This is a genomic window from Paraburkholderia edwinii (assembly GCF_019428685.1).
Classification (GTDB): Bacteria; Pseudomonadota; Gammaproteobacteria; order Burkholderiales; family Burkholderiaceae; genus Paraburkholderia; species Paraburkholderia edwinii.
The window spans coordinates 2,821,697-2,847,686 of the sequence record NZ_CP080095.1 but is presented as its reverse complement, the minus strand read 5'-3'; the positions used below and the strand labels follow the sequence as shown (position 1 = coordinate 2,847,686).

Annotated in this window: 23 protein-coding genes; 10 read left to right on the top strand and 13 right to left on the bottom strand. The window is 62.3% G+C overall.

Annotated elements, in window-relative coordinates:
• Positions 1–10 precede the first annotated feature (10 nt).
• Complete coding sequence (locus KZJ38_RS12575) at positions 11–394, top strand: nitrile hydratase accessory protein (protein ID WP_219796214.1); 384 nt, start codon at positions 11–13, stop codon at positions 392–394.
• A gap of 162 nt (positions 395–556) precedes the next feature.
• On the opposite strand, the gene KZJ38_RS12570 is transcribed toward KZJ38_RS12575, so the two are convergent.
• The 5 genes from KZJ38_RS12570 to KZJ38_RS12550 form a co-directional block, all read right to left on the bottom strand.
• Entirely contained in the window at positions 557–1,141 is a 585-nt protein-coding gene (locus KZJ38_RS12570) for an MORN repeat-containing protein (RefSeq protein ID WP_219796213.1), read from the bottom strand.
• Between the two features lie 367 nt (positions 1,142–1,508).
• A complete protein-coding gene (locus KZJ38_RS12565) occupies positions 1,509–2,885 on the bottom strand; it encodes a GntT/GntP/DsdX family permease (RefSeq protein WP_219796212.1) in 1,377 nt (458 codons plus the stop codon).
• A 221-nt stretch (positions 2,886–3,106) separates the two neighbouring features.
• Positions 3,107–3,991: a 2-hydroxy-3-oxopropionate reductase gene (locus tag KZJ38_RS12560; protein WP_219796211.1), complete on the bottom strand. Its 885-nt coding sequence runs from the start codon at positions 3,989–3,991 to the stop codon at positions 3,107–3,109.
• A gap of 161 nt (positions 3,992–4,152) precedes the next feature.
• Positions 4,153–5,595, bottom strand: coding sequence for an MFS transporter (locus KZJ38_RS12555; RefSeq protein ID WP_219796210.1), 1,443 nt, complete (start codon positions 5,593–5,595; stop codon positions 4,153–4,155).
• Between the two features lie 8 nt (positions 5,596–5,603).
• Positions 5,604–6,632, bottom strand: a complete 1,029-nt coding sequence (locus KZJ38_RS12550; protein ID WP_219796209.1) for an AraC family transcriptional regulator — start codon at positions 6,630–6,632, stop codon at positions 5,604–5,606.
• 131 nt (positions 6,633–6,763) lie between these two features.
• On the opposite strand from KZJ38_RS12550, the gene KZJ38_RS12545 reads away from it, so the two are divergent.
• Complete coding sequence (locus KZJ38_RS12545; protein WP_219796208.1) at positions 6,764–7,648, top strand: LysR family transcriptional regulator; 885 nt, start codon at positions 6,764–6,766, stop codon at positions 7,646–7,648.
• A 99-nt stretch (positions 7,649–7,747) separates the two neighbouring features.
• On the opposite strand, the gene KZJ38_RS12540 is transcribed toward KZJ38_RS12545, so the two are convergent.
• A complete protein-coding gene (locus KZJ38_RS12540; protein ID WP_219800298.1) occupies positions 7,748–8,998 on the bottom strand; it encodes an MFS transporter in 1,251 nt (416 codons plus the stop codon).
• Between the two features lie 438 nt (positions 8,999–9,436).
• Between KZJ38_RS12540 and KZJ38_RS12535 the strand changes: the two genes are divergently transcribed.
• From KZJ38_RS12535 to KZJ38_RS12525, 3 genes are all read left to right on the top strand, one after another.
• Positions 9,437–10,207 (top strand): FadR/GntR family transcriptional regulator, encoded by a 771-nt coding sequence (locus KZJ38_RS12535; protein WP_219796207.1) that lies wholly within the window; start codon positions 9,437–9,439, stop codon positions 10,205–10,207.
• A gap of 168 nt (positions 10,208–10,375) precedes the next feature.
• On the top strand, positions 10,376–11,290 hold the full coding sequence (gene kdgD, locus KZJ38_RS12530) for a 5-dehydro-4-deoxyglucarate dehydratase (RefSeq protein ID WP_219796206.1): 915 nt from the start codon (positions 10,376–10,378) through the stop codon (positions 11,288–11,290).
• Between the two features lie 19 nt (positions 11,291–11,309).
• Complete coding sequence (locus tag KZJ38_RS12525) at positions 11,310–12,668, top strand: enolase C-terminal domain-like protein (protein ID WP_219800297.1); 1,359 nt, start codon at positions 11,310–11,312, stop codon at positions 12,666–12,668.
• Between the two features lie 167 nt (positions 12,669–12,835).
• On the opposite strand, the gene KZJ38_RS12520 is transcribed toward KZJ38_RS12525, so the two are convergent.
• The 3 genes from KZJ38_RS12520 to KZJ38_RS12510 form a co-directional block, all read right to left on the bottom strand.
• Complete coding sequence (locus tag KZJ38_RS12520; protein WP_219796205.1) at positions 12,836–13,195, bottom strand: hypothetical protein; 360 nt, start codon at positions 13,193–13,195, stop codon at positions 12,836–12,838.
• Between the two features lie 269 nt (positions 13,196–13,464).
• Positions 13,465–13,917, bottom strand: a complete 453-nt coding sequence (locus KZJ38_RS12515; RefSeq protein WP_219796204.1) for a nuclear transport factor 2 family protein — start codon at positions 13,915–13,917, stop codon at positions 13,465–13,467.
• 52 nt (positions 13,918–13,969) lie between these two features.
• A complete protein-coding gene (locus tag KZJ38_RS12510) occupies positions 13,970–15,292 on the bottom strand; it encodes an MFS transporter (protein WP_219800296.1) in 1,323 nt (440 codons plus the stop codon).
• Between the two features lie 646 nt (positions 15,293–15,938).
• Between KZJ38_RS12510 and KZJ38_RS12505 the strand changes: the two genes are divergently transcribed.
• Positions 15,939–16,247 carry a hypothetical protein gene (locus tag KZJ38_RS12505; RefSeq protein ID WP_219796203.1) on the top strand — a complete coding sequence of 103 codons (309 nt, stop codon included), beginning with the start codon at positions 15,939–15,941 and terminating at the stop codon, positions 16,245–16,247.
• Positions 16,248–16,355: 108 nt separating this feature from the next.
• Here the strand turns inward: KZJ38_RS12505 and KZJ38_RS12500 are convergent, their stop codons facing one another.
• On the bottom strand, positions 16,356–17,330 hold the full coding sequence (locus tag KZJ38_RS12500) for a LysR family transcriptional regulator (protein ID WP_219800295.1): 975 nt from the start codon (positions 17,328–17,330) through the stop codon (positions 16,356–16,358).
• Between the two features lie 227 nt (positions 17,331–17,557).
• Between KZJ38_RS12500 and KZJ38_RS12495 the strand changes: the two genes are divergently transcribed.
• Both KZJ38_RS12495 and KZJ38_RS12490 read left to right on the top strand, forming a co-directional pair.
• Positions 17,558–18,388, top strand: a complete 831-nt coding sequence (locus KZJ38_RS12495; RefSeq protein WP_219796202.1) for an aldo/keto reductase — start codon at positions 17,558–17,560, stop codon at positions 18,386–18,388.
• Positions 18,389–18,618: 230 nt separating this feature from the next.
• Positions 18,619–19,209, top strand: a complete 591-nt coding sequence (locus KZJ38_RS12490) for a BPSL1445 family SYLF domain-containing lipoprotein (protein ID WP_219796201.1) — start codon at positions 18,619–18,621, stop codon at positions 19,207–19,209.
• On the opposite strand, the gene KZJ38_RS12485 is transcribed toward KZJ38_RS12490, so the two are convergent.
• Positions 19,206–19,463, bottom strand: a complete 258-nt coding sequence (locus KZJ38_RS12485; RefSeq protein WP_219796200.1) for a tautomerase family protein — start codon at positions 19,461–19,463, stop codon at positions 19,206–19,208. The two genes, KZJ38_RS12490 and KZJ38_RS12485, sit on opposite strands and share 4 nt — an antisense overlap.
• A 109-nt stretch (positions 19,464–19,572) precedes the next feature.
• On the bottom strand, positions 19,573–20,553 hold the full coding sequence (locus KZJ38_RS12480; RefSeq protein WP_219796199.1) for an alpha/beta fold hydrolase: 981 nt from the start codon (positions 20,551–20,553) through the stop codon (positions 19,573–19,575).
• Positions 20,554–20,785: 232 nt separating this feature from the next.
• On the opposite strand from KZJ38_RS12480, the gene KZJ38_RS12475 reads away from it, so the two are divergent.
• A complete protein-coding gene (locus KZJ38_RS12475) occupies positions 20,786–22,732 on the top strand; it encodes a glycoside hydrolase family 35 protein (RefSeq protein ID WP_219796198.1) in 1,947 nt (648 codons plus the stop codon).
• Positions 22,733–22,778: 46 nt separating this feature from the next.
• Here KZJ38_RS12475 and KZJ38_RS12470 read toward each other — a convergent pair whose 3' ends face one another.
• Positions 22,779–24,767 carry an alpha-galactosidase gene (locus tag KZJ38_RS12470; protein WP_246641454.1) on the bottom strand — a complete coding sequence of 663 codons (1,989 nt, stop codon included), beginning with the start codon at positions 24,765–24,767 and terminating at the stop codon, positions 22,779–22,781.
• A gap of 193 nt (positions 24,768–24,960) precedes the next feature.
• Between KZJ38_RS12470 and KZJ38_RS12465 the strand changes: the two genes are divergently transcribed.
• Positions 24,961–25,845 carry an NmrA family NAD(P)-binding protein gene (locus KZJ38_RS12465; RefSeq protein ID WP_219796197.1) on the top strand — a complete coding sequence of 295 codons (885 nt, stop codon included), beginning with the start codon at positions 24,961–24,963 and terminating at the stop codon, positions 25,843–25,845.
• The last annotated feature ends 145 nt before the right edge of the window (positions 25,846–25,990 follow it).

Below are 25,990 nucleotides of genomic sequence, written 5' to 3'. Positions count from 1 at the left end.
TGGGACCGCCATGACAACGACCGTTGCTCCGCACGCATCGCCGAACGAATCGTCGGAACTGCTTGCACATCTGCCCGAATTGCCGCGTGACGGTGACGCGCCGGTGTTCAATGCGCCCTGGGAGGCGGCCGCCTTTGCGATGACGCTCGCGCTCTATCGCCGCGGCGTATTCACATGGGCCGAGTGGGCCGCGTACCTGCACGATGCGATTCGCGACGCGCAATCGGCAGGCGACCCCGACCGCGGCGACACCTACTACCGGCACTGGTTGACCGCGCTCGAGCGCATTGCCGCGGCGAAAGGCTGCGTGACGAACGAAGGCCTGCTGGAGCGGCGCGACGCATGGGACCGCGCCGCGCGCCGTACGCCGCATGGACAGCCGATCGAGCTATAAGTCTTTGAGGCGCTGTGCGGCGATAGCTGGATACCGGTTCAAGCGAACCGCTGCGGCACACACGCATCCGCCGCGGCACCGACGGACCCCGCCATCCCCCGCGAGGCACCGCGGCCGACACGCGTCCTGCACCACCCCCCCCCGGGTGTTGCAGACCCTGTCTTACTGATTGGAAACCGGCGTTCCCGAATGAACCTGCTGCACGTGCGGCGTAACTGCTCCGCCTTGCCCCGCCGCTTGCGTAACGGCACGCATCACGCCGCCCTGATACATCGCCACGACATTGCCGTTCGCGTCTTTTTCGACGGCGTCCCACGGCGCGTTGCGACGGAAGGTGCCGGCCAGCGAGCCGCCATCCGAATGATGAATGACGCCGTTGCCTTCGAGCAGGCCCGCGGTGAAATCGCCCGCAACCCAGTCGCCGGTCGGCCAGCGCTTGACGCCTCTGCCGTCCGGCATGCCGTCGCGCAGGCTGCCTTGATAGACGAAACCGTCGCCGAGAATCACCTGCCCGGGAATGTTCGGTGGATTCGGGTCGGCCGGATCGATGGCGGAAGCGGCGGCAGCCGAGGCGGCGGACGGCGCCGCCGCTGTATTGGGCGACGCATCGCCCGAGCCCTGCGCATTCACGCCGACCGCATTCACAGCGGGCGGGATGGCGCCGACGGCGTTCGCATTCGGCTGCGTGTTGGAGGCAGCGGTGCCAGTGTCGTCGGCCGATGCGACGGCCGGTGCAATCAGGGACATTGTTGCGACGGCAATCGCCAATGCAACAAACGATGCGCGGGGTGGCTTGTTTGCGGACAGCACGGTGATCTCCTTGAAGTCGATTTGAGGAAGGAAGCCGTGTCAGCGAAGAAAACTAGCTTGTATAGCCCGCAAACACAATGGGCTCATGCACCGATGTGTGGGTTGATGCACAGTCGACGATCACATGATTAGAAGAACGTGCTATAGGGGCGTTGCTTCGTCATTTGATATGCGTTGAGTTCGCGCGCATTCATGTACGGACAAACGAACATGCATGCCTATACGCGCCGTGCGAACTCGCCGCCATGTGTCATACGCTACTCGCCATTCGTCAATGCGCCATTGCACGCCGGTGCAAGCGCACTCAGGTCAGCACGCTCCACAACACGAGTGTCAGCACGAGACCGACAACCGACACGATGGTCTGCAGAATCGACCAGACAAAAACCGTCTGCTTCAACTGGAGTCCGAAGTACTCGCGGACCATCCAGAATCCCGCATCATTGACGTGACAAAAGAATACGGAGCCTGCACCGATCGCGAGCGCAATCAGCGAGTTATGCGTGACGGGCAGACCCGCCACCACGGGCGCGACGATGCCTGCGGTCGTCGTGGTCGCGACAGTGGCGGAGCCGGTAGCCTGACGTAATGCGACGGCGATGAGCCACGCGAGCACGATCAGCGGCAAATGGGCGCCGACAGCGATCTTGCCGATCGTCGTACTGATGCCCGCGACGACGAGCGTCTGCTTCAAGCCGCCGCCCGCGCCGATCGTCAGCAGCAGTGCGGCGATCGGCGGCAGGCTCTTGCGCAGAATTCCGCCGACGCGCTCGCGCGGCATGCCGCGCGACCAGCCTAGCGCGACGATTGCGAAGAGCACGGTGAGGCCGAGCGCAACCAGCGGCTCGCCGAGGAAGTCGAGCGTGTCGTAAGCGAGCGTCTTCGGCTCGAGTGCGAGCTTCGCGACCGTGCGCCCCAGCATCAGCACCACGGGCAGCAGGATGGTGATAAGCGAGATCGCAAAGCCCGGCAACTCGGACGGCGCCGTTTCGGAGCGGAACAGCTTGCCCATCTCTTCGGGCTCGGCAATCTGCATGTGTTTGGCAAGCACACCGCCGTAAATCGGGCCCGCGAGAATGACGGCGGGAATCGCCACGATAAGACCAAGCCCGAGTGTGATGCCGAGATCCGCATGCAGCGCGCTGACAGCGATCAGCGGGCCCGGATGCGGCGGCAGGAGCGCATGCAGCGTCGTCATGCCGGCGAGCGCGGGAATCGCGATGCGCAGGATAGGCTGCTGCGAGCGTCGTGCCATCACGAAGATGATCGGCACCATCATCACAAGGCCGACTTCGAAGAAGAGCGGCAAGCCGATGATGATCGCGACGAGCGCCATCATCCACGGCAGCCGGCGCGGTGTGGAAAGGTCGAGGATCGTCGTGACGAGCCGGTCAGCGGCGCCCGAATCGGCCATCAGTGCGCCTAGCATCGCGCCGAGCGCGATGATGATGCCGACATCGCCGAGCAGGGCGCCCGCGCCCTTGCTGAAGGCACTTGCGACTGCTTCGAGCGGCAGGCCCGCGGTAAAGCCGGCCGCGAACGTGCCGACCAGAATCGACAGGAACGGCGCGAGCTTCAGTGCGCTGATAAAAACGATGATGAGCGCGAGGCCCAGTGCGCACGAAAGAATCAGGCGCGTGTCGTGAGCGGACCAGGGGGTGAAGGTGGTTGTAAGGTGCACTGCGTCTCCGGAGTCGTGACAGGACAGCCGGGGCGTGTGTTGCGATCTCCGCGCAGCCCGCCCGCGGGCCAGCGAGATTTTAGCGGGTGCTGAGGAGCGGCGGCGAGCGGACGTGAACCGTTGTTGAGCGGGTTTTTGCGTGAGATGGGTGTGAGATTCACGCGTGTCCTGTGTGATCGGCGCGCAGCGGATGCGCTCCGATCACACAGGCGAGGTAAAAATCAGCCCGCGATTTGATGTGCGGACAACGTTTCAATCGCCTGACACAGCGCCGAGTGGTCGAGCTCGCCGAAGCCGAGCGCCATGCAAGCATTCATCAGCTGCTGCATCGCGCCGGTATTCGGCAGCGAGACGCCGAGCGCTTTCGCGCCTTCGTTGGCGAGGCCGATATCTTTCTGATGCAGATTGATGCGAAAGCCCGGGTTAAACGTGCGTTTGATCATGCGCTCGCCATGCACTTCGAGCACGCGCGACGACGCGAAACCGCCCATCAGTGCTTCGCGCACCTTGGCCGGATCGGCGCCGGCTTTCGATGCGAACAGCAGCGCCTCGGCCACCGCCTGAATATTGAGCGCCACGATGATCTGATTCGCGACCTTCGCGGTCTGGCCGTCGCCGTTATTGCCGACGAGCGTGATGTTCTTGCCCATCAGTTCGAAGAGCGGCTTGACCTTGTCGAACACCGGCTGCGGGCCGCCGATCATGATGGTCAGCGACGCGGCTTTCGCGCCGACTTCGCCGCCCGAGACGGGTGCGTCGAGATAGTCGCTGCCGAGATCGTTGATGCGCTTCGCAAAGCCTTTGGTGGCGATCGGCGAGATCGAGCTCATATCGACGACGGTCTTGCCCTTGCCGAGCGTCGACGCAACGCCGTTGTCGCCGAACAGCACGGCTTCGACGTGCGGCGTGTCGGGCACCATCACGAACACGATGTCAGCCTCGCGCGCGACTTCCGCGGGTGTTGCGCAGGCCTTGCCGCCTTGCTTGACGAGTTCGTCGGGCACGCCCGAGCGGCTATGCAGAAAGAGCGTGTGACCGCCTTTGATCAGATTGGCCGCCATTGGCGTCCCCATGATGCCTAGTCCGATAAAGCCAGCTTTTGCCATGGTGTCCTCTTGAGTCCTCTGATGGGTGATGGGGTGGTGGGGTCCGCTTGTGTGGTGCGGATTACGCGATGGTACCCGGAGTCGCGAAGCCGGGCCGGCTCGATGCCATAGATACAATTGAAAGCATTGCGATCGCAAATGCGCAAGCTTTCGATTTCATATCAGGATTCCGATGCAACCTCTGCGTCAACCCGTTCCAGCATTTTCGCAGTCGCACCCTGCCGCCGCACCAGATACAGACAAAGCACCAGACAGACAAACAGACATCCCGCAGCGGCCGCAGCCGTCACCTGAAACGCACGTGCATAAGCCGCAGCCGAGAATCCAGCGCCATCGAGCACAAAGAAAAACAGGCCGCCGAGCGTCGCGACCCCAAACGCGGCCCCAATCTGCAGCGTCGAACTCACCGTCCCCGCCGCAAGCCCTACCATTTCAGGTGCGGCCTCGCGGAGTACGATCCGAAGCAATGACGTAAACGCAATGCCTTGCCCAAGTCCGCCGGCCAGAAAGCCAACGTAAAACACCGGCCCGGGATTCACCGCGTTAAGCAGCGAGGCCGCCATCAATACAAGGCCGATCATTTGCGTCGCGATACCGACGGTCAAGACATGATCCGCGACACGACGCACGAGCGGCATCGTCAGTAGCGGTCCGCAGGCGAATCCAAGCGCGTAAGGCACGATCGCACCCGCCGCAGCAAGCGCCGACCACCCAAGCCCGTTTTGCAGATAGATACCGAATGCGAGCAGGATCGCGCCCGGGCAATAGAAAAGAAAAGCCATCGCCACCCCGATGCTAAAGGCGGGATTCCTGAATAACGCGAGATTGACGAGCGGATCGCCGCCGCGTTCGGCAACACGCTTTTCGGTGAAGAGGAATAGCCCGAGGACGGGAACGCTCGCAGCGAACGACACGAACGACCACGTCGGCCACCCCGCATCGCGCCCAAGCGTAAGCGGACAAATCACGAGCAACAGCAATACCGACAACAGCAGGAGCCCAGGAAAATCGATGCGCGCGTGCCGCGGCGGAATACTTTCCGGCACGACGAACCATGCGCCGACGCAAATCGCAATGCCGAGCGGCACGTTGACCAGAAAGATTGATTGCCAGCCAAGTCCGAGCGGATGAAGGTGAATCAGCAACCCGCCACCCAGTTGCCCGATGATCGGCGAGAGCCCGATCACGAATCCATAGCGGCTCATCACGCGAGGCTGGTCGGCCGCGTCATACACGGTGCGAATCGTCGCCAGCACCTGCGGCGCGAGCAGCGATGCGCAAAGCGCCTGCGCGATACGCCCAGCAACGAGCATCGCACCGCCCGAAGCAAACGAACACAGCACCGACGCCAGCACGAAGCCAATCATGCCGGCCATAAACATACGCTTGCGTCCGAACAGATCGCCAAGCCGGCCGCCCGTCACCATGCACGCCGCGCACGTCGACGCGTAAGCAGAGAGGATCAGCTGCACCACTGAACTGCTTGTGCCGAGTCCGTCGCGAATGGCCGGCAAGGCCAGGTTCACGATAAAGAAATCGAGCGGCTGCATGAGTGCGCCGGCCGACAACACGGCGAGCACAAGTCGAGGATGGAAAGACTTCATAGGGGATTTCAGAATGATGAGAGACAACGTGGCGCTACGTCGTGCTTGATCGCGTCATGCGCGGAGAGGAAACGATCGTCGCGTTTGTGTTGAGCGATCATTCCTGTGGTCGCCGCAGTCCTTGGCGACACGCCGAAATAGGCTCTGAACGAGCGGCTGAAGTGCGCGTGATTCATAAAACCGCATCGATAAGCGATTTCCTTCACATGCAGCTGCCGTTCGCCCGGCCTCGTCAGAAGTTGGGCGGCGAGTTCCAGTCTATGGCTTTGCACGTAGCGCATCATCGAATGACCCTCCGCGCGAAACAGGCGATGCAGGTGCGCTTCGGATGCGCCCACAGCAGATGCGATCAGCTCCACGTTGAGGCCGACGTTGCAGAAGTTGCGCGAGATGTAGCGCTTCGCGCGCGACAGCGTCGCGCTGGCGCTGCGCGGGCGGCCGCGCCCATGCGGGTCGTCGGTGATCAGGCTGAAGATGTCGAGCAGGTGCTCGCCTTGCCGGCGACGTAGCTCGAAGCTCGTATGTCCGCTGTGCAGCCCGATCAGCGCGATGGTTTCGCTCGCGGCGCGGACATCGGGTTCGCTCATGTGCCGCGTCAGCAGCCCGAGCCGCTGTTCGCGCAAACCGCCGCGCTCCAGGAGCACCTTGCGCGGAGCGCGCAATGCAATTGCCCTGGAGTGACGACGGAAATGCTGTTGATGCGGTTTTTCCAGATCGATGAACACCGCGCTTCGGACGTCGGCATCGAGAATTTGCCCATTCGCTTCGATCGTCAGGCCGCCCGACTGGCTGACCACGAGATAAACGAACCGCTCGTCGGAAAGCGGGCCAACCGTCATCGGCAGATTGCCGACGTCGATCGACGTCAGGGCGATCGGCCCAAGGGGCCAGTTGCGTATCGTCGTATTCTGGGACTTTGCTTCGGGGGATCCGATCGGCGTGTCGTAAATCTCAAGCGAATTCCTGCGGTCTGCATCGATATCTACAACATCGTTCTGTCGACGGATGCAATCGGGTTGGTGTGGCTCGGCTTCCATATGTTCTAAAAACAGAGAGACAATCTATTTGTTTGTGAGGCAATCCGGAAAGTCCTGCATTCAGGACATTTAACTGCACGGCAATGGATGCGTCCAATGAGATATTCGTCGCTCTGTGATACGGTTCGTGCATGGAAACTTCACTGCTCCGCTCGTTTCTGGCGTTGGCCGATCACTCCAACTACGGTCGTGCATCGGCGATGCTGCACCTGTCGCAGCCCGCGCTTAGCAGGCAGATTGCAAGGCTCGAAGAACAGGTCGGCGGCACACTATTCGAGCGCGGGCGCCATGGCGCGCGCTTGACCGAACTCGGCAAGGTCTTTGCTGTGGAAGCCAGAAAGATCGTCTCGGACTCGGATGCGCTACTCGAGAGAACGCAAAGAATCGCTAAAGGCGAGATCGGCGAACTGAAGATCGGCTTTGCGTTATGGGCCATCGAAATCGTGACCCACGCGGTGTCGACGTTTCGCAAAGCCTATCCGGATGTGCGAATCGACTTTGCCAACCGGTGCTCATCGGATCAATACCGGTTGCTGGGCGAGGGGGCGCTCGACATCGCGTTCATGCGGCTGGGTATGGACCGCTCATTGATCGAATACGAACTCGGCAGCGACCAGATGATGTTCGTGTTGCCAAGCGATTTCCCGCTGGCCGACGACGAAATTACGCCGCAGGCACTAAGCGGATACGACTTTATCCTGATGTCGCGTGACCTGTCGCCAGACTTCCATCAATCGGCGATCGCGTACCTGCAACAGAACGGCTGCTGGCCGAATATCGTGCAGGAGTCGCGGGAGTTCTTTTCGATCCAGTCGCTCGTGGCGGCGGGGCAGGGCATTTCGTTGATGCCCGCGTCGGCCGCAAGGCTCATCATGAAGGGCATGCGGCTGCGGTATGTGCGGATGTCCAGCTGCAGCTGGCGGCATGGTCTGGTCATGATGCCGGGAGAGCCGGCTCCAGCGACGCGCAAGTTTGCCGAGTTGCTTGGCGTTCAACTGCGCGAGACGGCTCCTTGAAGTTGTGCGACCCTGTCAAAGATAAAGTGCCGGCGTTGGCGTGCGATATGACGTGCCGATGCGTCCGCTAATATTGACAGTCACGTCGAACGTGAATATTTAGCTAGCCGACCGCGGCGTGCCGCTCGCATCGTGTCCCGGTGTGCGCTTTGTCGGCACATCGCGTGCGAGAAACGCCGCCAGCGCCGCCATCACCGAAATCACGCCGAGCCCATAGAGCCCGCCCGTGATCGACCCGGTGTGCTCCTGCAGATAGCCGAACGTGGCTGGCGCAAAAAATCCGCCGAGATTGCCGAGCGAATTAATCAGCGCGATCACGCCGGCGGCGATTTTCACATCCAGATAGTCTTGCGGAATCGGCCAGAACAGCGACGCGGCCGCCTTGAAGCCGAGCGCCGAAATGCAGATGCCGACGAACGCGAATACCGGGCCGCCTTTCGTCGAGGCGAACAGGCCGACCGCTGCGACGATCAGCGCGGTGGCAAGCCACGCCTGCTGATGACGCCAGCGGCGCGACAGCATCGCGAAGCCGTACATGCTGCAGATCGCGAGCAGCCACGGAATCGCATTGAGCAGGCCCACCTGAAAGTCGCTGAGCCCGCCCATTTTGCGGATGATGGTCGGCAGCCAGAAGGTCGCCGCATAGATCGTCAGCTGGATCGCGAAGTAGAGCAGGCAGAAGAGTATCAACTGCGGGTCGCGCAGCAGCGCGCCGATCGGCAGCTTGCCGCCGCGCGCCGCTTCGCGTTCGTTCTGTTCGGCGGCGATGGCCGTTTCGAGCGCCTGCTGCTCGTCGCGCGTGAGCCATGCGGCCTCGGACGGGTGCGATTTCAGCAGTACCCAGCACAGGCCGCACAGCGCGACTGAAAAGAGTCCTTCGATCAGGAACATCCACTGCCAGCCGGCGAGGCCGAGACCGCGCACCGACAGCAGCGCACCCGTGATCGGCCCTGACAGCACCGATGCAAAAGCGGAACCGCCAAGAAACACCGCAACGGCCTCACCGCGCTCGCGGCGCGGAAACCACTGCGTGAAGTAAAAGACGACGCCCGGAAAAAAGCCCGCTTCGGCGATGCCGAGCAGAAAGCGCAGCGTATAGAACGATGCGGGTCCCTGAATAAATGCCATCGCCGCGGCGACGATGCCCCATGTGAACATGATTCGCGTGAGCCAGGCACGCGCACCGAACTTCTGCATCAGCACGTTCGACGGCACTTCGAAAATCGCGTAGCCGACGAAGAAAAGCCCACTGCCGAGACCGAACGCGGCCGCACCGATGCCGAGGTCCACCTTCAGATGCGATGCGACAAAACCGAGATTGACGCGATCGATATAGTTCGCGATGAACATCACGAGCAGCAGCGGGAACAGGTGCCGTTTTGCCTTGCTAACGGCGCGCGCGAGCGTCGCGGGATCGGATGAAGGGGAGGCGAGAGGCAAAGCGAAATCTCCGGAAACGAGGCAACACGGGAATGCATGCGGCTCAGGCTCGTCCCCCGTGTTGAAAACAGCGGATGGACGGCAAGCTTGCGAGCGACGACGGGTTGCCTGTTATATGTTGTCGTACATCAGTGTGCGGGGCAGTGCAACGCGCACCAATCCGGGCTAACCCTGGGAAGCCGGCTCCCAGGCGCGAAAGCAGGGCTTCGCGAGGCTCGCGGTCACGCCAGGCGGGCCGCGCCCGGAACATGCGGCGGCCGTGTCCATCACCAACCGAAGTCATCGTACAAGACCGCTTCCGCCTCTATAATGAGGGCTCCGTTACCGCTCGCCACCCTGGCTCCCGCCATGCCTCAAGCTCCTGAAGCGCGTCCTCTGCGCCGCGCCCGCAATCTGACCGAAGAGGTCGTCGCCGAGCTGTCGGAGCGCATCCGCGGCGGTGCACTGCGCCCCGGCGACAAGATGCCGACCGAGTCCGAGATCATGAATCAGCTCGGCGTGAGCCGCACCGTGGTGCGCGAAGCGATCTCGCGCCTGCAGGCCGCGCGCCTCGTGCAGACGCGCCACGGGATCGGCACCTTCGTGCTCGAGCCGCAGGAGCAGGAGAGCTTTCTTGGCGGCGTGCCGAGCGAGCTGACGGTGCGCGATGTGATGGCCATTCTCGAACTGCGCATCAGCCTCGAAGCGGAAGCGGCCGGGCTCGCCGCGGTGCGCCGCACGGACGAAAACCTGAAGGAAATGCGCCGCGCGCTCGACGAATTCCAGCAGCATGTCGCGCAACGTACCGGCAATGCCGTTGCAGCTGATGTCGCGTTCCATCTCGAACTCGCGAAGGCGACGGGCAACCGCTATTTCCACAGCATCCTGAGTCAGCTCGGCAATACGATTATTCCGCGCACGCGTGTGAACTCGGCCGCGCTCGCGCACAACGACCCCGAGACGTATCTCGATCGCGTCAATCGCGAGCACGAAGATATCTACGATGCGATCGCGCGGCGCGACCCGGAATCGGCGCGCGCGGCGATGCGCATGCATCTGTCGAACAGCCGCGAACGGCTGCGTCGCGCGCAGGAAGCCGGAGCAGGGGCCGACGCCGGCAAGACGGCGCAAACGGCCTGATCACTTCTTCGCTGGACGATGTTCGCTCGCAGCTTGCCCACTTGATCCGCTGCGACGTACGTTGTACGATGACATATAACAAGGGCGCGGACCCGCGTCGCCTTGTCCCGTCATCCATTCAAATTTCGTCGAGCGCGTCCGATGCGCGCGCACAGGAACATTCACATCATGACCGCACCGCAAGAACTGAAGCAGATCGTCTCCGAGGGCCTGCTGTCGTTCCCCGTCACCGACTTCGACCGCGACGGCAACTTCAACGCGAAGACTTACGCGGAGCGCCTCGAATGGCTCGCGCCGTACGGCGCCACGGCGTTGTTCGCGGCGGGCGGCACCGGTGAATTCTTCTCGCTGACGCCGTCCGAATACACGGACGTGGTGCGCACGGCCGTCGAAACCTGCGCGGGCAAGGTGCCGATTCTCGCGGGCGCGGGCGGCCCGACGCGCACTGCCATGGCGTATGCGAAGGAAGCACAGCGCGTCGGCGCGAAGGGCGTGCTGCTGATGCCGCATTACCTCACCGAGGCGAGCCAGGACGGCATTGCGGCGCACGTCGAACAGGTCTGCAAGGCCGTCGATATCGGCGTGATCGTCTATAACCGCGCGAACTCGAAGCTCGGCGCCGATGCGCTCGTGCGCCTCGCGGACCGTTGCCCGAATCTGATCGGCTTCAAGGACGGTGTTGGCGATATCGAACTGATGGTGCAGATTCGCCGCAGGCTCGGCGACCGCTTCTCGTACCTCGGCGGCCTGCCGACCGCGGAAGTGTATGCGGCCGCGTATAAGGCGCTGGGCGTGCCGGTTTACTCGTCGGCGGTGTTCAACTTCATTCCGAAGACCGCGATGCAGTTCTACCGCGCACTCGCCGCCGACGATCACGCGACGATCGGCTCGTTGCTCGATACGTTCTTCCTGCCGTACCTCGAAATCCGCAACCGCCGCGCGGGCTACGCGGTCAGCATCGTGAAGGCGGGCGCGAAGCTGGTCGGCCGCGATGCGGGACCGGTGCGCGCGCCGCTAACCGATCTGACCGATGCTGAGTGCGAGATGCTCGATACGTTGATCAAGAAAGTCGGTGCGCAATAAATAGGTCTCTGCGATGAACATGCCTTCCCAATCGCTGCAAGCGCCCCAATCCGCCAATACGCCTGTCGTCACCGAGCTGACCGTCGTGCCGGTTGCCGGCTACGACAGCATGCTGCTTAATCTGAGCGGCGCGCATGGCCCGTTCTTCACGCGCAATGTCGTGCTGATCAAGGACAGCGCCGGCCGCACCGGTGTCGGCGAAGTGCCCGGCGGTGAAAAAATCCGCGCGGCGCTCGAGCAGTCGCGCGCGCTCGTCGTGGGTCAACCGCTCGGCGCGTACAGCACGGTGCTCGAATCGGTGCGCGCGCAACTTTCGACGGTCGACGACGGCGGCCGCGGCCTGCAAACCTTCGATTTACGCGTCGGCGTGCATGCGGTGACCGCGATCGAGGCGGCGCTGCTCGATCTGCTCGGCCAGTTTCTCGGCGTGCCGGTGGCCGCCTTGCTGGGCGAGGGCATCCAGCGCCAGTCGATTCCCGTGCTCGGCTATCTGTTCTATATCGCAGACCCGGGCAAAACCGACCTGCCGTATCTGCGCGAAACGGACCCGCGCGACGCATGGGAAGCGGTGCGCCGCGACGAAGCGCTGACGCCCGAAGCGATCGTGCGACTCGCCGAAGCCGCGCACGAGCGCTACGGCTTCAACGATTTCAAGCTGAAGGGCGGCGTGTTGCAGGGCGACGCGGAAATTGAAGCAGTCACCGCGCTGGCCGAACGATTCCCGCAAGCGCGCGTCACACTCGATCCGAACGGCGCGTGGTCGCTTGCCGAAGCGATCCGCCTGTGCCGCGACCAGCACGACGTGCTCGCTTATGCGGAAGATCCGTGCGGCGCCGAAAACGGTTTCTCGGGCCGCGAAGTGATGGCCGAATTCCGCCGCGCCACGAACCTGCCAACTGCGACGAACATGATCGCGACCGACTGGCGGCAATTCACGCACGCGCTGCGTCTGAATGCGGTCGACATTCCGCTCGCCGATCCGCACTTCTGGACGATGCGCGGTTCGGTGCGCGTCGCGCAGACCTGCGCGGACTGGGATCTGACGTGGGGTTCGCATTCGAACAATCACTTCGACATTTCGCTCGCGATGTTCACGCACGTCGCGGCAGCCGCGCCGGGCCGCATCACCGCGATCGACACGCACTGGATCTGGCAGGACGGGCAGCGTCTGACGCGCGATCCATTGCTGATCAAAGGCGGTGAAATTGCACTGCCGCAGAAACCGGGGCTGGGCATCGAAGTCGATCATGCACGCCTTGAAGAAGCGCACCAGCTGTATCTGAAGCATGGGCTCGGCGCGCGCGACGATGCGATTGCGATGCAGTATCTGATCCCGGCTTGGAAATTCGATAACAAGCGGCCGGCGCTGGTGCGCTAGGTTTCGGCGATCGTTCGGTCGTTCTGGCTGGTCCCGTTAGCGATACGTTTTCTGATTGTCTCCAATTGGCGCGCGTTCCGCATGTTTGCGACGCGCGCTCTTTTTTGGGTTAATTTTTATTGCATAAAAAACTGTTGCCTATTTAAATCCGGCACATTCTTTTACCGTCACGATTGAAGCGGCGTGAATGTTACGGTTGCCTGCCCTGAGTTGTCCGCGATGCTCTGGTGATCCACAATAAATACATACAGCGGATGACCCTCAGCGACGTAGAGCACAGTTCCTTCACTCTCATTGACCGTGTAGAACCACTTCTCGAAGCTCTTCGTCTCGGTTGGCGACACGTTGAAGACAATGACCTGCTGCACCTGAATCCCGGACCTGAACTGCATCGTGTCGTTCGAAAGCGTGACCGCGTATTTGCCTTGCGGCAGACTGACCTTGGTCGCGCTGCTGCCTTTATCGGCAAGACTCGTTACGTTGATTGCCGATGAGGCTTTAATGGTGATTTGAGTGGGGGCGGTCATTTGAGGATGCTCCTGAATTTAATTGAGTGGACGTCGTTTTCACCAAACAGCCAGTCAAAAGCTAACAGGAACGTATTCGGACCGCAAAATCTCAATTCTGAATTTTTGTGAACAATTCGGGAAATTAATGCGCATATATTTGTATTGAATTTATCGGATGATTAAACCCGATGTTGCGCATATTGTTTTACTGCGTGATTAAAGCTTATGCGACCCGCAGCATTGCACCGCGGGCCGCATCGAGCGTCGAACGCTCAAGACAAAAAATGTCAGTGCTTGTATCCTTGTCGCGCAAGCAGCTTCCAGTCTCCCTCGCGTTGCTTCTGCCATACGGTCAGCACATCGAAGTCGACGTCCGTGAGCTTGCCGCCCGAATCTGTGGTGCCGTTAAAGTGATCGCGAATCACCGCGTCGTTGCCGGACACCGTCGTCACGGTCTTCGTGAGATCGATCCGCTTGTAGCGCGTCTGGCCGCTGGCGATCGTGTCGATAAACTCCGCCTGATTCTGCACTTTCCCACTTGAATGCCCGTAGGTGAGCGTGTCGGCCGTCAGCGCCTTCATCTGCTGCGCGTCGCCGGCGATCATCGCCGCCGACAACCGGTTCATCGCATCGTTGACCGCGGTTTCGTCGGCACTGCTTGCCCATGCGCCCGAGCTGGCGAGTCCGGCAGTGAGTCCCGCAGTAAGTCCCACACCGAGCACCATCAACAGCTTCTTCATATCGTCGTTTCCTTATGTCCTTGCATTGTCATTGAAGGTACGGCGCAGGCGATCAGCGCGCGGCCACCGAGCGCGTCAGCACCATCCGCCTGATATCGCCGACCACGAACAGATAGCAGAGCACCGCGACCACCGCGTTCGCGCCGATAAATACGAGCGCCGAATTGAACGAGCCCGAGCCTTGCACGAGGTAACCGATAACGATCGGCGTCGTGATGCCGGCCACATTGCCGAACGCGTTGAACAGCGACGCGCACACGCCGCCCGCTTCGACCGGCGCCGTGTCCGACACGACCGCCCAGCCGAGCGCACCGATGCCCTTGCCGAAAAACGCGGCCGCCATGATCGCGACGACGAGAAACTCCGAGTCGACGTAGTTGCACGCAATCATGCAGGTGGACAGCAGCATGCCGAGCACGATCGGCGTCTTGCGCGCAAAGCTCGCGCTATGGCCGCGCTTGAGCAGCGCATCGGAAATCACGCCGCCGAGCACGCCCCCCAGAAACCCGCAGACGGCCGGTATCGACGCGACGAAGCCCGCCTTCAGAATCGACATATGGCGTTGCTGCACCAGATAGATCGGGAACCACGTGAGGAAAAAGTAGGTGAGGGCGTTGATGCAGTACTGCGCGATAAAAATGCCGAGCAGCATGCGGCTTCCGAGCATCTCGCGAATCGATGCGCCCATCGGCACTTCGACGGGCCGGTTTGCCTGGTTCACTGGCGCGGCGCTGCCTGTCGAACCCTGCGTCTCGCGCGTTTCGAGGTCGACGAGCGCGCCGCCGGCTTCGATGTAGTCGAGTTCGGCGCGGTTCACGCGCGGATGATCCTTCGGCGCATAGACGGCTTTGAGCCACACGCCGGTCATCAGGATGCCGAGCACGCCCATGGCGATAAACACGTACGGCCAGCCGAACCGGTGCACGATCCAGCCCATGATCGGCGTGAACAGCACGGCTGCGAAATACTGCGCCGCATTGAAGATTGCCGCGGCCGTGCCGCGTTCCGCGCGCGGAAACCACGACGACGTCATACGGCTGTTGCCCGGAAACGCCGGCGCTTCGGCAAGACCCATTGCAAAGCGCAGCACGAACATCACGGTAACGGCCGATGCGGCGGCGAGGCCCACGACGAGCCCTTGCGACAGCGTGAAGATCGACCATGCAAGCAGGCTGAACGCATAGACGCGCTTGGTGCCGAAGCGGTCGAGCAGACGCCCGCCCGGCAACTGGCCGATCACGTAGGCCCACGCGAACGCCGAGAAGATGTAGCCCATCGCGACCGGCGTAAGACCAAGCGCATGCTGCATCGAGTTGCCGGCAATCGACAGGCTCGCGCGGTCCGCGTAGTTGATCGTCGTGATGAAGAACAGCATGAACAGGATGAACCAGCGCACGCGGGTCCGCCGTTCATTGCCGGCTGACGCGCTGACGGCCGCCGTGCGGTTCGCGCCGGCGAGGGCGGCAGGCGAGCCTGATGAGTGACCCGACGGCGTGTCGGTTCGCGAGCGTCTGGCCTGATCGATGTCCACTCATGTCTCCTTATATCTTCGGCGCTTGGTGATAAGTCATCGTACAACAAGCGCTATTATCAGCCGTCATCGTAGAAAAGAAATCACCGGGTTAACCCGCGTCAATCGCGCCGATTGGCGCATTCGCACGTGATTTGCACCGCTTGCAAGCCAATCCTCGGCGCACCGACTATATATGTCGTCGTACAAGAACAATCGATCTGTAAAGTGGCCGGAGCGGGTCGGGCGGTGTTTCGCCCGAGAGCACCCGACACGTCGCATCGGTTGCCCGATCGCGGCGCGTCAACGCGAACTCATCGCAGCGATTCGTCAATGTCGCTTCGAAAATCACGAACGCTCACGCGCGCTTTATCTGCCCCTCACGTATCGCCTGAAGCACCCGGAATATCCCCCACGGTCAAGCGTTAAACGAGATGAGCGCGCACGACATCACGTCGCAAGCGCCACTCGTTGCCCCCGTTTGCACCATTCCGGTGGTTCGGATATCGCTATGTATATCGTCGCGTTCACCATCCTGGCCGTGCTGTTCGTGTTCGTCTGCTTCTGGCGGGAGCTTGCGCCGGGGCTTGCCTGGCTTGCGCTGCAATATCACACCTCGCCGGACGTGCTGTCGACCTTGTACACGGGCGGCGACACGCATGTCGACGAAGCGCAGCAGCGAGCCGCCGCCGTGCAGGCGGAGCAGGAGTTGCGTGTTGCTCAAGCGCCGTTCGTCGAAGACGAAATTCGCGCGGGCGTGGCAGAAGATCTGCAAGCGAAGCAGCAGGCTGCGCGAAAGAAGGAAGCCGCTTCCGTCTAGCGTCCGGCGGTTGCAATCGCCATGATCGGCATTGGCCACGCGCCACCGGTGCAGCACAATTAACCTGAATCTGCGCCGCTTACGGCGCCGTCGGTGCAAACATACGCTTTAGCGCTTGCGACCCGCTCTTGCTGGCCGGGGCGACGCGGCGGCGTCGCCTTTGCGTCCCCGTGCCGCCAGCGCCGGTGCCAGCATCTCGAGACAGAAATCGATAAACGCGCTGACCTTCGCCGCCTGATGACGACGTGAAGGGTAGAGCGCATACAACGGAAAACGCTCGTCCTGCCAATCGCGCAGGATTTCCCTGAGCGCGCCCGCCGACATCAGATGTTCGACACCCAGGTCCATGATCTGCGCGATGCCGGCGCCGGCCGTGCAACTGCCTAGCATCGTATCCACATCGGAAACGAGCAGCCTTCCGCTTGCCGGTATTTCAATAGTTTGCCGGTTACGGAAAAACACCCATTCGAACGGCTTCGACGTGACCGGGTTGTAGAACAGGATCCGCTCGTGCTGTGCGACGTCTTCAGGCCGCTGCGGCACGCCGCGTTCGGCCAGATAGCGCGGCGCCGCGACGGTCAGCACGCGCGTATCGAGCAGCTTGCGCGCCACGAGCGTTCCTTCAGGCGGTGGCCCGAAGCGGACCGCGAGGTCGAAGCCGTCCGCCACAAGATCGCCGACCGCATCGCGCATGATCAATTCCAGCGACAGCTCCGGATAGCGGCGCAGCAGTTCGGGTAGTCGCGCCGCAAGCACCGTGCGTGAGAAAAACGGATCGATATTGACGCGCAGCTTGCCGCGCACCGCGTTGGCTGCGCCCGATGCGGCAATCGCGGCTTCCTCGATACCGATCAGATGCGGACCGGCCGCTTCGTAAAGCCGCCGGCCTTCATCGGTCAGGGTCTGCGAACGCGTCGTGCGGTCGAGCACGCGCACGCCGATGCGTTTCTCGAGCCGCGAAATGGCGCGGCTCACCCCCGAAGGCGATAGGCCGAGCGAATCCGCCGCGCGCACGAAGCTGCCGGTTTCGGCGACCGCGGCCAGCACGGTCACGCCCGACAGCAGTTTTCCATCGAGTCCCATATGCGGTTTGTCATTTGCGAGCGAATTCGTGATTTTAATCATCGCTCATTTGAACCGCTCGTACTTTATTCAATGGTGTCGAAGTGCGACAGTGGCGCAAGCCGCGGTCCGGTCCCGCAGTCACGTCCTCGAATGCGAAAGCGCATCGAAGCGAAAGGCGGAGCCGCACCGCGATCCGGAGCGCCACCACGCGCGCCCGCGCGCAACCTCGCCACAAAGGGACAACGATGGAACCGATCGACACGATTGAAACTCAGGGCATCCGCATTCCGCGTTTAGGATTCGGCACCTTCCGGATGCCGGGCGCGGACTGTCAGCCCGTCGTCGAAAGCGCGCTGGCGCTTGGCTACCGCCATATCGACACAGCGACGATGTACGAAAACGAAGACGCGGTGGGTGCCGCGCTCGCCAGTGCGAACCTCGAGCGCGAGAACCTGCACATCACGACCAAGGCGTGGCACGACAGCCTGCAGCCGGACGCGCTGCGCCGCTCGCTCGATACGAGCCTGCAGCGCCTGCGGCTCGAATACGTCGACTTGTTTATGGTGCACTGGCCATCGCGCGACATGAATCTGCCGGCCGTGCTCGAAACGATGCAGGCGCTCAAGGAAGAAGGGCGCACCCGCGCGATCGGCGTCTGTAACTTCACGATGCCGATGCTGAAGACCGCACTCGACGAAGTCCGCGCGCCGCTTGCCTGCGTGCAGGTCGAATATCACCCGTTCCTGTCGCAAGCACGCCTGCTCGACTACCTGCGGCCCAAGCAGATTCCGCTCGTGGCCTATGCACCGCTCGCGCAAGGCCGCGCGGCAAGCGACCCGGTGCTGACCCGCATCGGCGAAAAACATCAGGCAACCGCCGCGCAGATCGCGCTCGCATGGCTGCTCGATCAGGATGGCGTGATCGCGATTCCTAAGGCAAAGCGCACGGAGAGCCAGCAGTCGAATCTCGGCGCGCTGAAGGTGCGGCTCGATGACGAAGACCGTCGCGCGATCGCGGCGCTGCCGAAAGACCAGCGCTATGTGTCGCCGCCGTTCGCGCCGAAGTGGGACGACTAATTGATACATACGAGGCGCGCGGACGTTGACGGATTACAACAAGCCGAAGCGCGGTAAGACTTGCTTTCGACGATACCCTTCAAGTAACGTGCACGGTAATTTGAACCCTGCGTGTCATGCAGCGGTCATTAAGCACAAGGCCCGCGGGTTTTAACGAGTCTTCACGGCTTGTCAGAAAATCAGCAGAACTCGCGGACTTCGTGAACCGTGTCTTAAGGAGGAAAGCGCGCATGCAACGTCGTCGATTTATCGCCGTTACCCCTGTGCTTGCCGCGTCGGGCGCGCTTGCGCTCGCCGCGTGCACCACCACGCCGCCATCGTCGGATGCTTCTCCCGAAGCCAACGCCGGCCGGCGCCGCACCATCGACGCGGATGTCGACGCAACCATGACGCGTCTCTACGAAACCGTCAAAGGCTCGCGCGAGCTCGTCGCGCAGGCGGTCGGGATGCTCGTGTTTCCACACGTGATTTCGGCCGGCTTCTGGATCGGCGGACAGTACGGGCAGGGCGCCTTGCGCGTCGGCACGCAAACGAGCGGTTACTACAGCATCACGGCCGCTTCGTTCGGGCTGCAGATCGGTGCGCAGTCGAAAGCGGTGATTCTGCTCTTCATGACGAAGGATGCGCTCGACGGTTTCGTCCGCAGTCAGGGCTGGGCCGCCGGCCTCGATGCGACTGTCGCGCTCGTGAAGATCGGCGCGAACGGCAATATCGACACGTCGACGGCGACGAGCCCGGTCGAGGCGATTGTCATGACGAATGCCGGCCTGATGGCCGGCGTATCGCTCGAGGGGTCGAAGATCTCACGACTGATCATTTAAGCGCACCACGTGGCGCCGATCGCATCCGAGATCGCGACGGCGCCCGACGGCGCGGCCCGCCCTTCTTCAAGATCGAGCGCGTTGCCGGCAATGCCCCAGTCGCCTGGTTTCACGTCCTCGATAATCACCCACGTGGTGGGCCGCAATTTCTCGCCTGCGCATTCCACCATCACATCGGTCAGCTTCCTGATCAGCTGACGTTTCTGTTCCGGCGTATACACTCCCTCGATTCCTTTGACCGTCACGAGCGGCATCGCAAATCTCCTTGTTTCGGGCGTCGCATAAAGAAAAGCGCGGGAGCTCGACGCTCGAAGCCCCCGCACACGGCGATCGACATAAAACCGCCAGAGCGAAAGGCTGTGGTCAGCCGAGTTCGTCGAGAAATTCGATCAGGGCCGCGTTCACTTCGCGCGGCCGCTCCTGCTGTGTCCAATGGCCGCAACCGGACAGAATCAACGAGCGGCGCAACAGCGGCACACGCTGCGCGAGCGTCGCGAGCACCTCGCTCATGCCGCCGAAATGCAGGACGAGATCGCGCTCGCCCGCGATGTAAAGGGCCGGTACCGTGATCTGCAGACCGTCGAACGGCGCGAGCAGCTCCTGATTGCGGTCGATGTTCCTGTACCAGTTCAGCCCGCCGCGAAAACCCGTATGCGCGAACTGCTCGGCGTAGTAATCGATATCTTCCTCGGTGAGCCATGCGGGCAGCACGGGCGGATCGGGCAGCGCGTCCGCAAGCCCACTGTTGCGCGACACCATGTCGAAGCGGTGTGCATCATCGTCGTCCGGCGACACCTGTCTGTCGCCGCTCAACGTGTAGAGCATGTTGCGCATGAAACGGCGCACGTCCCGTTCGAGGTCGGCCTCGGCGACGCCCGGCTGCTGGAAATAGAGCGCGTAGAACATCTCGTCATCGGTGCGCGGAAAGCTCGTCGACGGATGAACCTTGGCGCGCGGCCTGAACGGCACGCTTAGCGCGACGACACCGGAGAAACGGTCCGGACGCAGCAACGCCGCATGCCACGCGACGGGCGCGCCCCAGTCGTGCCCGACGATCACCGCCTTGCCGACATCGAGCGCATCGAGCACGCCGATCATATCGCCGACCAGGTGCAGCATCGAGTATTGCTCGATCTCGTGTGGACGATCGGTGCGCCCGTAGCCGCGCATATCGACGGCAATCGCGCGAAAACCTTCTTCAGCAAGCACCGGAATCTGGTGTCGCCACGAGTACCAGCTTTCGGGAAAGCCGTGGCAGAGCAGCACGGCCGGGCCGTCTCCCTGTTCAACCACATGGATGTTGATGCCGTTCGCGTTGACCGTTCGATGTATAAGTTCCGACATGGCGTGTGCTCCTCCGGGACTGAATGGCGTACGCGTTCGCATAGTGGTTTGCGTGCGCCGTTCGCGAGTGAATCGCGTGTTTCCAAAAAACACTGGAGTACGCTTGCTTATTCCGATCCAGTACCGGCGAGCCGTCCGAAGGCTGGACGCAGACAAGTGTGCGGGCACACGCAGGCAAGCACAGCGGCGCGAATTGCCTTGATGAGGACGCCACCTTCATTGGGTGAACCGTATGCGGAATTTTTCATTTTCGATCGATGGTGAGCATTTCCTGCTCGACGGGGTGCCGTTGCAGATCCGCAGCGCAGAGATGCATCCCGTGCGCATTCCTGCCGAATACTGGTTGCATCGGATCCGGATGGCGAAAGCGATGGGCATGAATACGATCGCGCTTTACGTGATGTGGAATTACCACGAGACGAGCGCTGGGGTATTCGATTTCGAGAGCGGCAATCGCGACATCGCGGCGTTTATCGGTGCGTGTCACGCGGAAAACATGTGGGTGCTGTTGCGCCCGGGCCCTTACGTCTGCGCCGAATGGGATCTGGGCGGCTTGCCGTCGTCACTGCTGCGCGAGCCCGATATGCGCCTGCGTACTGATTCTGCGAACGAGCCGCGCTATATGGCTGCCGTGGCGCGCTACCTACGCGCGCTCGCTGCGCGCGTCGCGCCGCTGATGGTCGCGGCCGGCGGGCCAATTCTGATGATTCAGATCGAAAACGAATTTGGCTCGTATGTGAGCACCGGGGTGAGCAACGGGGTGAGCAACGGCGAGAGCAACCTGGCGTATCTCGACGAAATCCGCGCATTATGGGTCGACTGCGGTATCGCGGGGCCGTTTTATACCGAAGACGGTCTTGCGCAATTGCGGCAGAACCGCACGATAGTCCGCGGCGGCGCGATCGCTCTAAGCAATGGCGACGCCGCACAAATCGATGCCGCGCGGCGTGAATTTCCAAACGTGCCTGTGATGGCCGGCGAGGTCTATCCGGGCTGGCTCACGCATTGGGGCGACGCGGCGCTGCAAGGCGCCGCCGTCGATCTGTCCGGCACGCTCGATACTTTGATGCGGCGCCGCCTGTCGTTCAATCTGTACGTTGCGCATGGCGGCACGAGCTTCGGCTTTTATGCGGGGGCGAACGTCGATCCGGCGAGCGGCGAGTATCAGCCCGATATCACAAGCTATGACTACGCGGCGCCGATCAGCGAGCAGGGCGTCGCCACGCCGAAGTTCGTTGCGTACCGGAACATCGTCGCGCGTTATCTGAAGGAAGCGTTGCCGGAAATTCCGCCGGCGCTTCCCACGATTGAACGCCGTGGACGCGATGCATTGCAGCCCGCTTTGTTCGCGTCTCTTTGGGACAATCTACCTGACTTGCACGCGCTTGAGCATGGGGTGGAAAAGGCGAATGCGCATCGGAGCGTCGTTAAACCACAGACGTTCGAACAGGCAGGACAGGCATTCGGCTTTGCGTTGTATCGGCATGCGCTGCGCCGTGCCGAGGTGGGCAGCGCGCACGAGGTCGCACTCGAGACCGGCTGCGTTCGAGACTATGCAACCGTGTTTATCGACGAGCGCTATGCCGGCGCCGTGTCGCGAGCACGGGTGCCTGTGGCGCATGCGCGGCCATTGAACGTCGTGCATGGCGGCGTGCCGCTGCCGCTTGTGCCGGCGTTTCCGGATGCGCAGTCAGGCGGCAGCGAGGCCGACGACGCCGGCGCGCTGCTGGACATCCTCGTGGAAGGCATGGGACGCGTGAACTATGGCGCCGGCAACGCCATGCTCGACCGTAAGGGCATCGTCGGCGACGTCGTACTGCGCGATGCAGCCGGCACGCGGCACACACTCGCCGGCTGGGACATGTTCCTGTTGCCGATGGACGACGCCTATATCGCGAATCTGCGCGGTGTGTGCTCGAATCCGCACAGAAGCGGCCTGTTCTTTCGCACGAGCTTTGAACTCGATGCGACCGGCGACACGTACCTCGATATGAGCGGCTGGACCAAGGGCGTGGTCTGGGTCAACGGCCACAATCTTGGCCGCTACTGGCATATTGGCCCGCAACAACGGCTGTTCTGCCCGGCGCCGTGGCTCAAGCGCGGCGAGAACGTCGTCACGATTTTCGATCTGCATCAGACTGATGCCAAACCGGTCGAGCTAATGCGCACGCTCGACTGATTCTTTAGTGTTGCAGAGAACTTGACCTCGCTAGCCCTCGCTAGCTTCACTCGACGGTGGGATCGATCGGGTTTAGTTCTAGCGTTAGCACTTCGAATGGCGCGAGGTCGATGGTTTGCGGCCTGTCCGCATCGAACGCCGGGATGCCGACGCTTGCGCGGCTACCGTCGGTCCACAGCGTGTGCGCCGTGAAGCGCGTCGGCGCATCGTCTGGCAGTTCCAGCTGCGCGCGTAAATCGAGCACAGCTTTGCGCGCGCGGCTATCGGGATTGCGCAGCGTCACGATCGCCTTCGACGGTGTCCACGCGGCCCAGCCATAGATGTCGAGTTGGTCCGGCGCGCCGCCGATCCAATGGTTGTCGCGCAGCACGTCAGTCGCGCCACGTGCCCATTTCGCCGCGGCAGCAAGCGTGTCCCACGCACGACCGCCGATCAATGACGGTGTGAAGTAAAGTTCCTGCAGCTGCGTGCCGCTGCCGAAAAACGAATGCGCTTCATGCGCGAAGTCTTCGCCTTCGCTCGCGTTGAGCCGCCTGTTTTCCTGTGCGCAGATCATGCCGTGCAGCATCAGCGAATTGAGCGGAAAGAGCGGGCTTGCCAGCACGACGTTGCGATACACCTGCGTGTCGCGATATGTCATCCACTGCTCGCGGTCGCTGCCGGTCCCGGTGAAACCGAAGTCCTCTCCGCCGCGCCAGATCGTGTCGGCGTGGCGCAGCCAGAATGGCGACGGCAAGGTACCGGTCGACAGGTTGATAAAAACGTCGGGCGCTTCGCGGCGAATATCGGCGATTAGCGCAATCGCCGCGTTCCAGTCGCTGTCGAAACGGCTGCCCGGAAACACGCGATTCGCATTGCCGGTGCCGTCGAACTTGAAGTGACGGATGCCGTGCCGGCGCAGCAGGTCCATCGTCACCTGATGGAAGCGGCGATAGTAGCGTTCGCCGGACAGCGCGAAACCGTTGCCTATGGTTTCAAACCCGGTTTCAAACCCGACCGCGGCGCCGCGCGCAACGCGTTCGTCGCGCGGCGGGCCGTAACCGCCCCACGGCGACAACCATACGCCCGGCGCTGCGCCATAGCGCGCGGCTGCGTCGCGTAGCGGTTCGAAGCCGCGCGGAAATGCGTGGCTGAAGGCCCAGCTGCCGCTGTAATCGTCCCAGCCATCGTCGAACACAAAGCCGTCGATCGTTACGCCGCGCGCGTCGTGCAGCGCGCGGCCCATTGCGGCGATACGCTCGAGCGCCTGCGCCTCCGTGTATCGCGTCAGATAACCGATATCGAACCACGAGTTGTAGTGCAGAAAGGCGCGCGACGGATGGGCCCGTTCGCGTTCGAGATAGCACGCGAAATCGCGCCGTAACTGGCCGTCGCGCGCGATGCCGGCGACCGTCGAATACACGACGGTCTTGCCCGGTTCGATCGGCAGCGTTCGCCGGATAGTGAATCGTAGGCCGGCGGTCTCGCCTGTCAGGTCGGTCTGCGAAAGCGGATCTTCGCAACCGAGATAGACGTGGCCCACGCTAACGGGCAAGCCGTCCAAAGTGCCGGTTGCGCGCGCACTGGGCGCCTCTGTTTTTAGCAGCGAAACGGCAACCGCGTGCAGCGGTTCCGCTGTCGCGGTAATGGCCAGAATCATCCGCAAATACGGCGAGCCGTCGCGTTGTTCGACGCTCCACTCGATGCGCGTTCTGTCCGTTGCGTCTCGAAGTACCGCGGTGACGCGAACGCCTGCAAGCGTGTCTGCAATGCGTGAAGCGGCAGGCTCGGCGGCAAGCGGCTCGCTGTGCAACGGCGCGATGGGTATCAGATCGGCAAGCCGCAGCGTGCGGCCGTCGGCGAACGTCAATGTGAAGGGCTCTGCGATGTGCAACGTGCGGGTGTGCACGCGATCGGCAAGCGCGAATCCGTGAAGCCGCGCGTTGTCGATGCTCCATTGCAATGCAAGCGCCGCGTTGCCGAATGTGTGCCGGGCGCCGTCTATTCGCAATGCGGGCAGCCCGGGGGCGGAAAAGGCTGTGAGGTTCGTCTGCATCGGATGGCCTCGAAGAGATCGAGGCGTCTATCTTGCCATGGGCGATAGCGGTCCGGTTCGATCCGACTCCGGGCAAGAGATGAGCATGCTAACCCGTCATGAATCAAATGACGCTCATGCTATCGCGTACTGACCAGCATTTCACCAGAATGGTTTCGACGCAGCATCCGCTGCACAACCTGAGGAGAGTGAAATGTATGCGATCACCGGCATTACCGGACAAGTCGGCGGCGTTGCAGCCCGCGTGTTGCTCGCTGCGGGTAGAAACGTGCGCGCGGTCGTGCGCAACCCCGACAAGGCAAGCGAATGGCAGCGCGCCGGTTGCGAAATCGCGGTCGCCGCCATGGATGACGCGGTCGCGCTCGAACGCGCGTTTAGTGGCGTGGAAGCGGTATTCGTGCTGCTGCCGCCGAATTTCGATCCGTCGCCGGGCTTTCCCGAGTCTCGCAATACGATTGCCGCGCTGCGTCAGGCGCTGGAACGCGCGCGGCCACAGCGTGTGGTGTGCCTGTCGACGGTCGGCGCGCATGCGACGCAGGAAAACCTGCTGACGCAGCTCTCAATCATGGAGCGTGAGCTTGGAGAATTAAGCGGCCAGTTGAGCGTGCCGGTGACGTTCCTGCGCGCCGCATGGTTCATCGAGAACGCAGCCTGGGATATCGCGCCCGCGATCGAAACAGGCGTTATTGCGAGCTATCTGCAACCGCTCGATCGCGCGATTCCGATGGTGGCGACCGCCGATATCGGGCGTGTGGTTGCGCAACTGCTGCAGGAAACATGGAGCGGCCGGCGTGTCGTCGAACTCGAAGGTCCAGAACGCGTGTCGCCGAACGATCTTGCCGCGGTGCTCAGCGCCTTGCTCGGACGGCCCGTGGTCGCACAAGCGGTGCCGCGCGATACATGGGAAGCGGAATTTCGCGCGCAAGGCATGCGCAATCCGCTGCCGCGCATGCAGATGCTCGACGGCTTTAACGCGGGGTGGATCGACTTCGAACATCAGACCATGAAAGGTCGCGTCGGCCCGCGCCTCGTGTTGAGTGGACTGATCGAGCGCGCCGGCGTGCGGACCGACGGGTAGAACGATCATTCCATATCTGGACGGATGCATCCCATTTTGCTGGCTGTTCATCGTGCGTGCGGGTATCTACCATGGGCACATTCTTTCAAAACGAAAATGTCAGCCCATGATGTTGGTCCATCGGGAGGGCCATTTTCACTGGTAG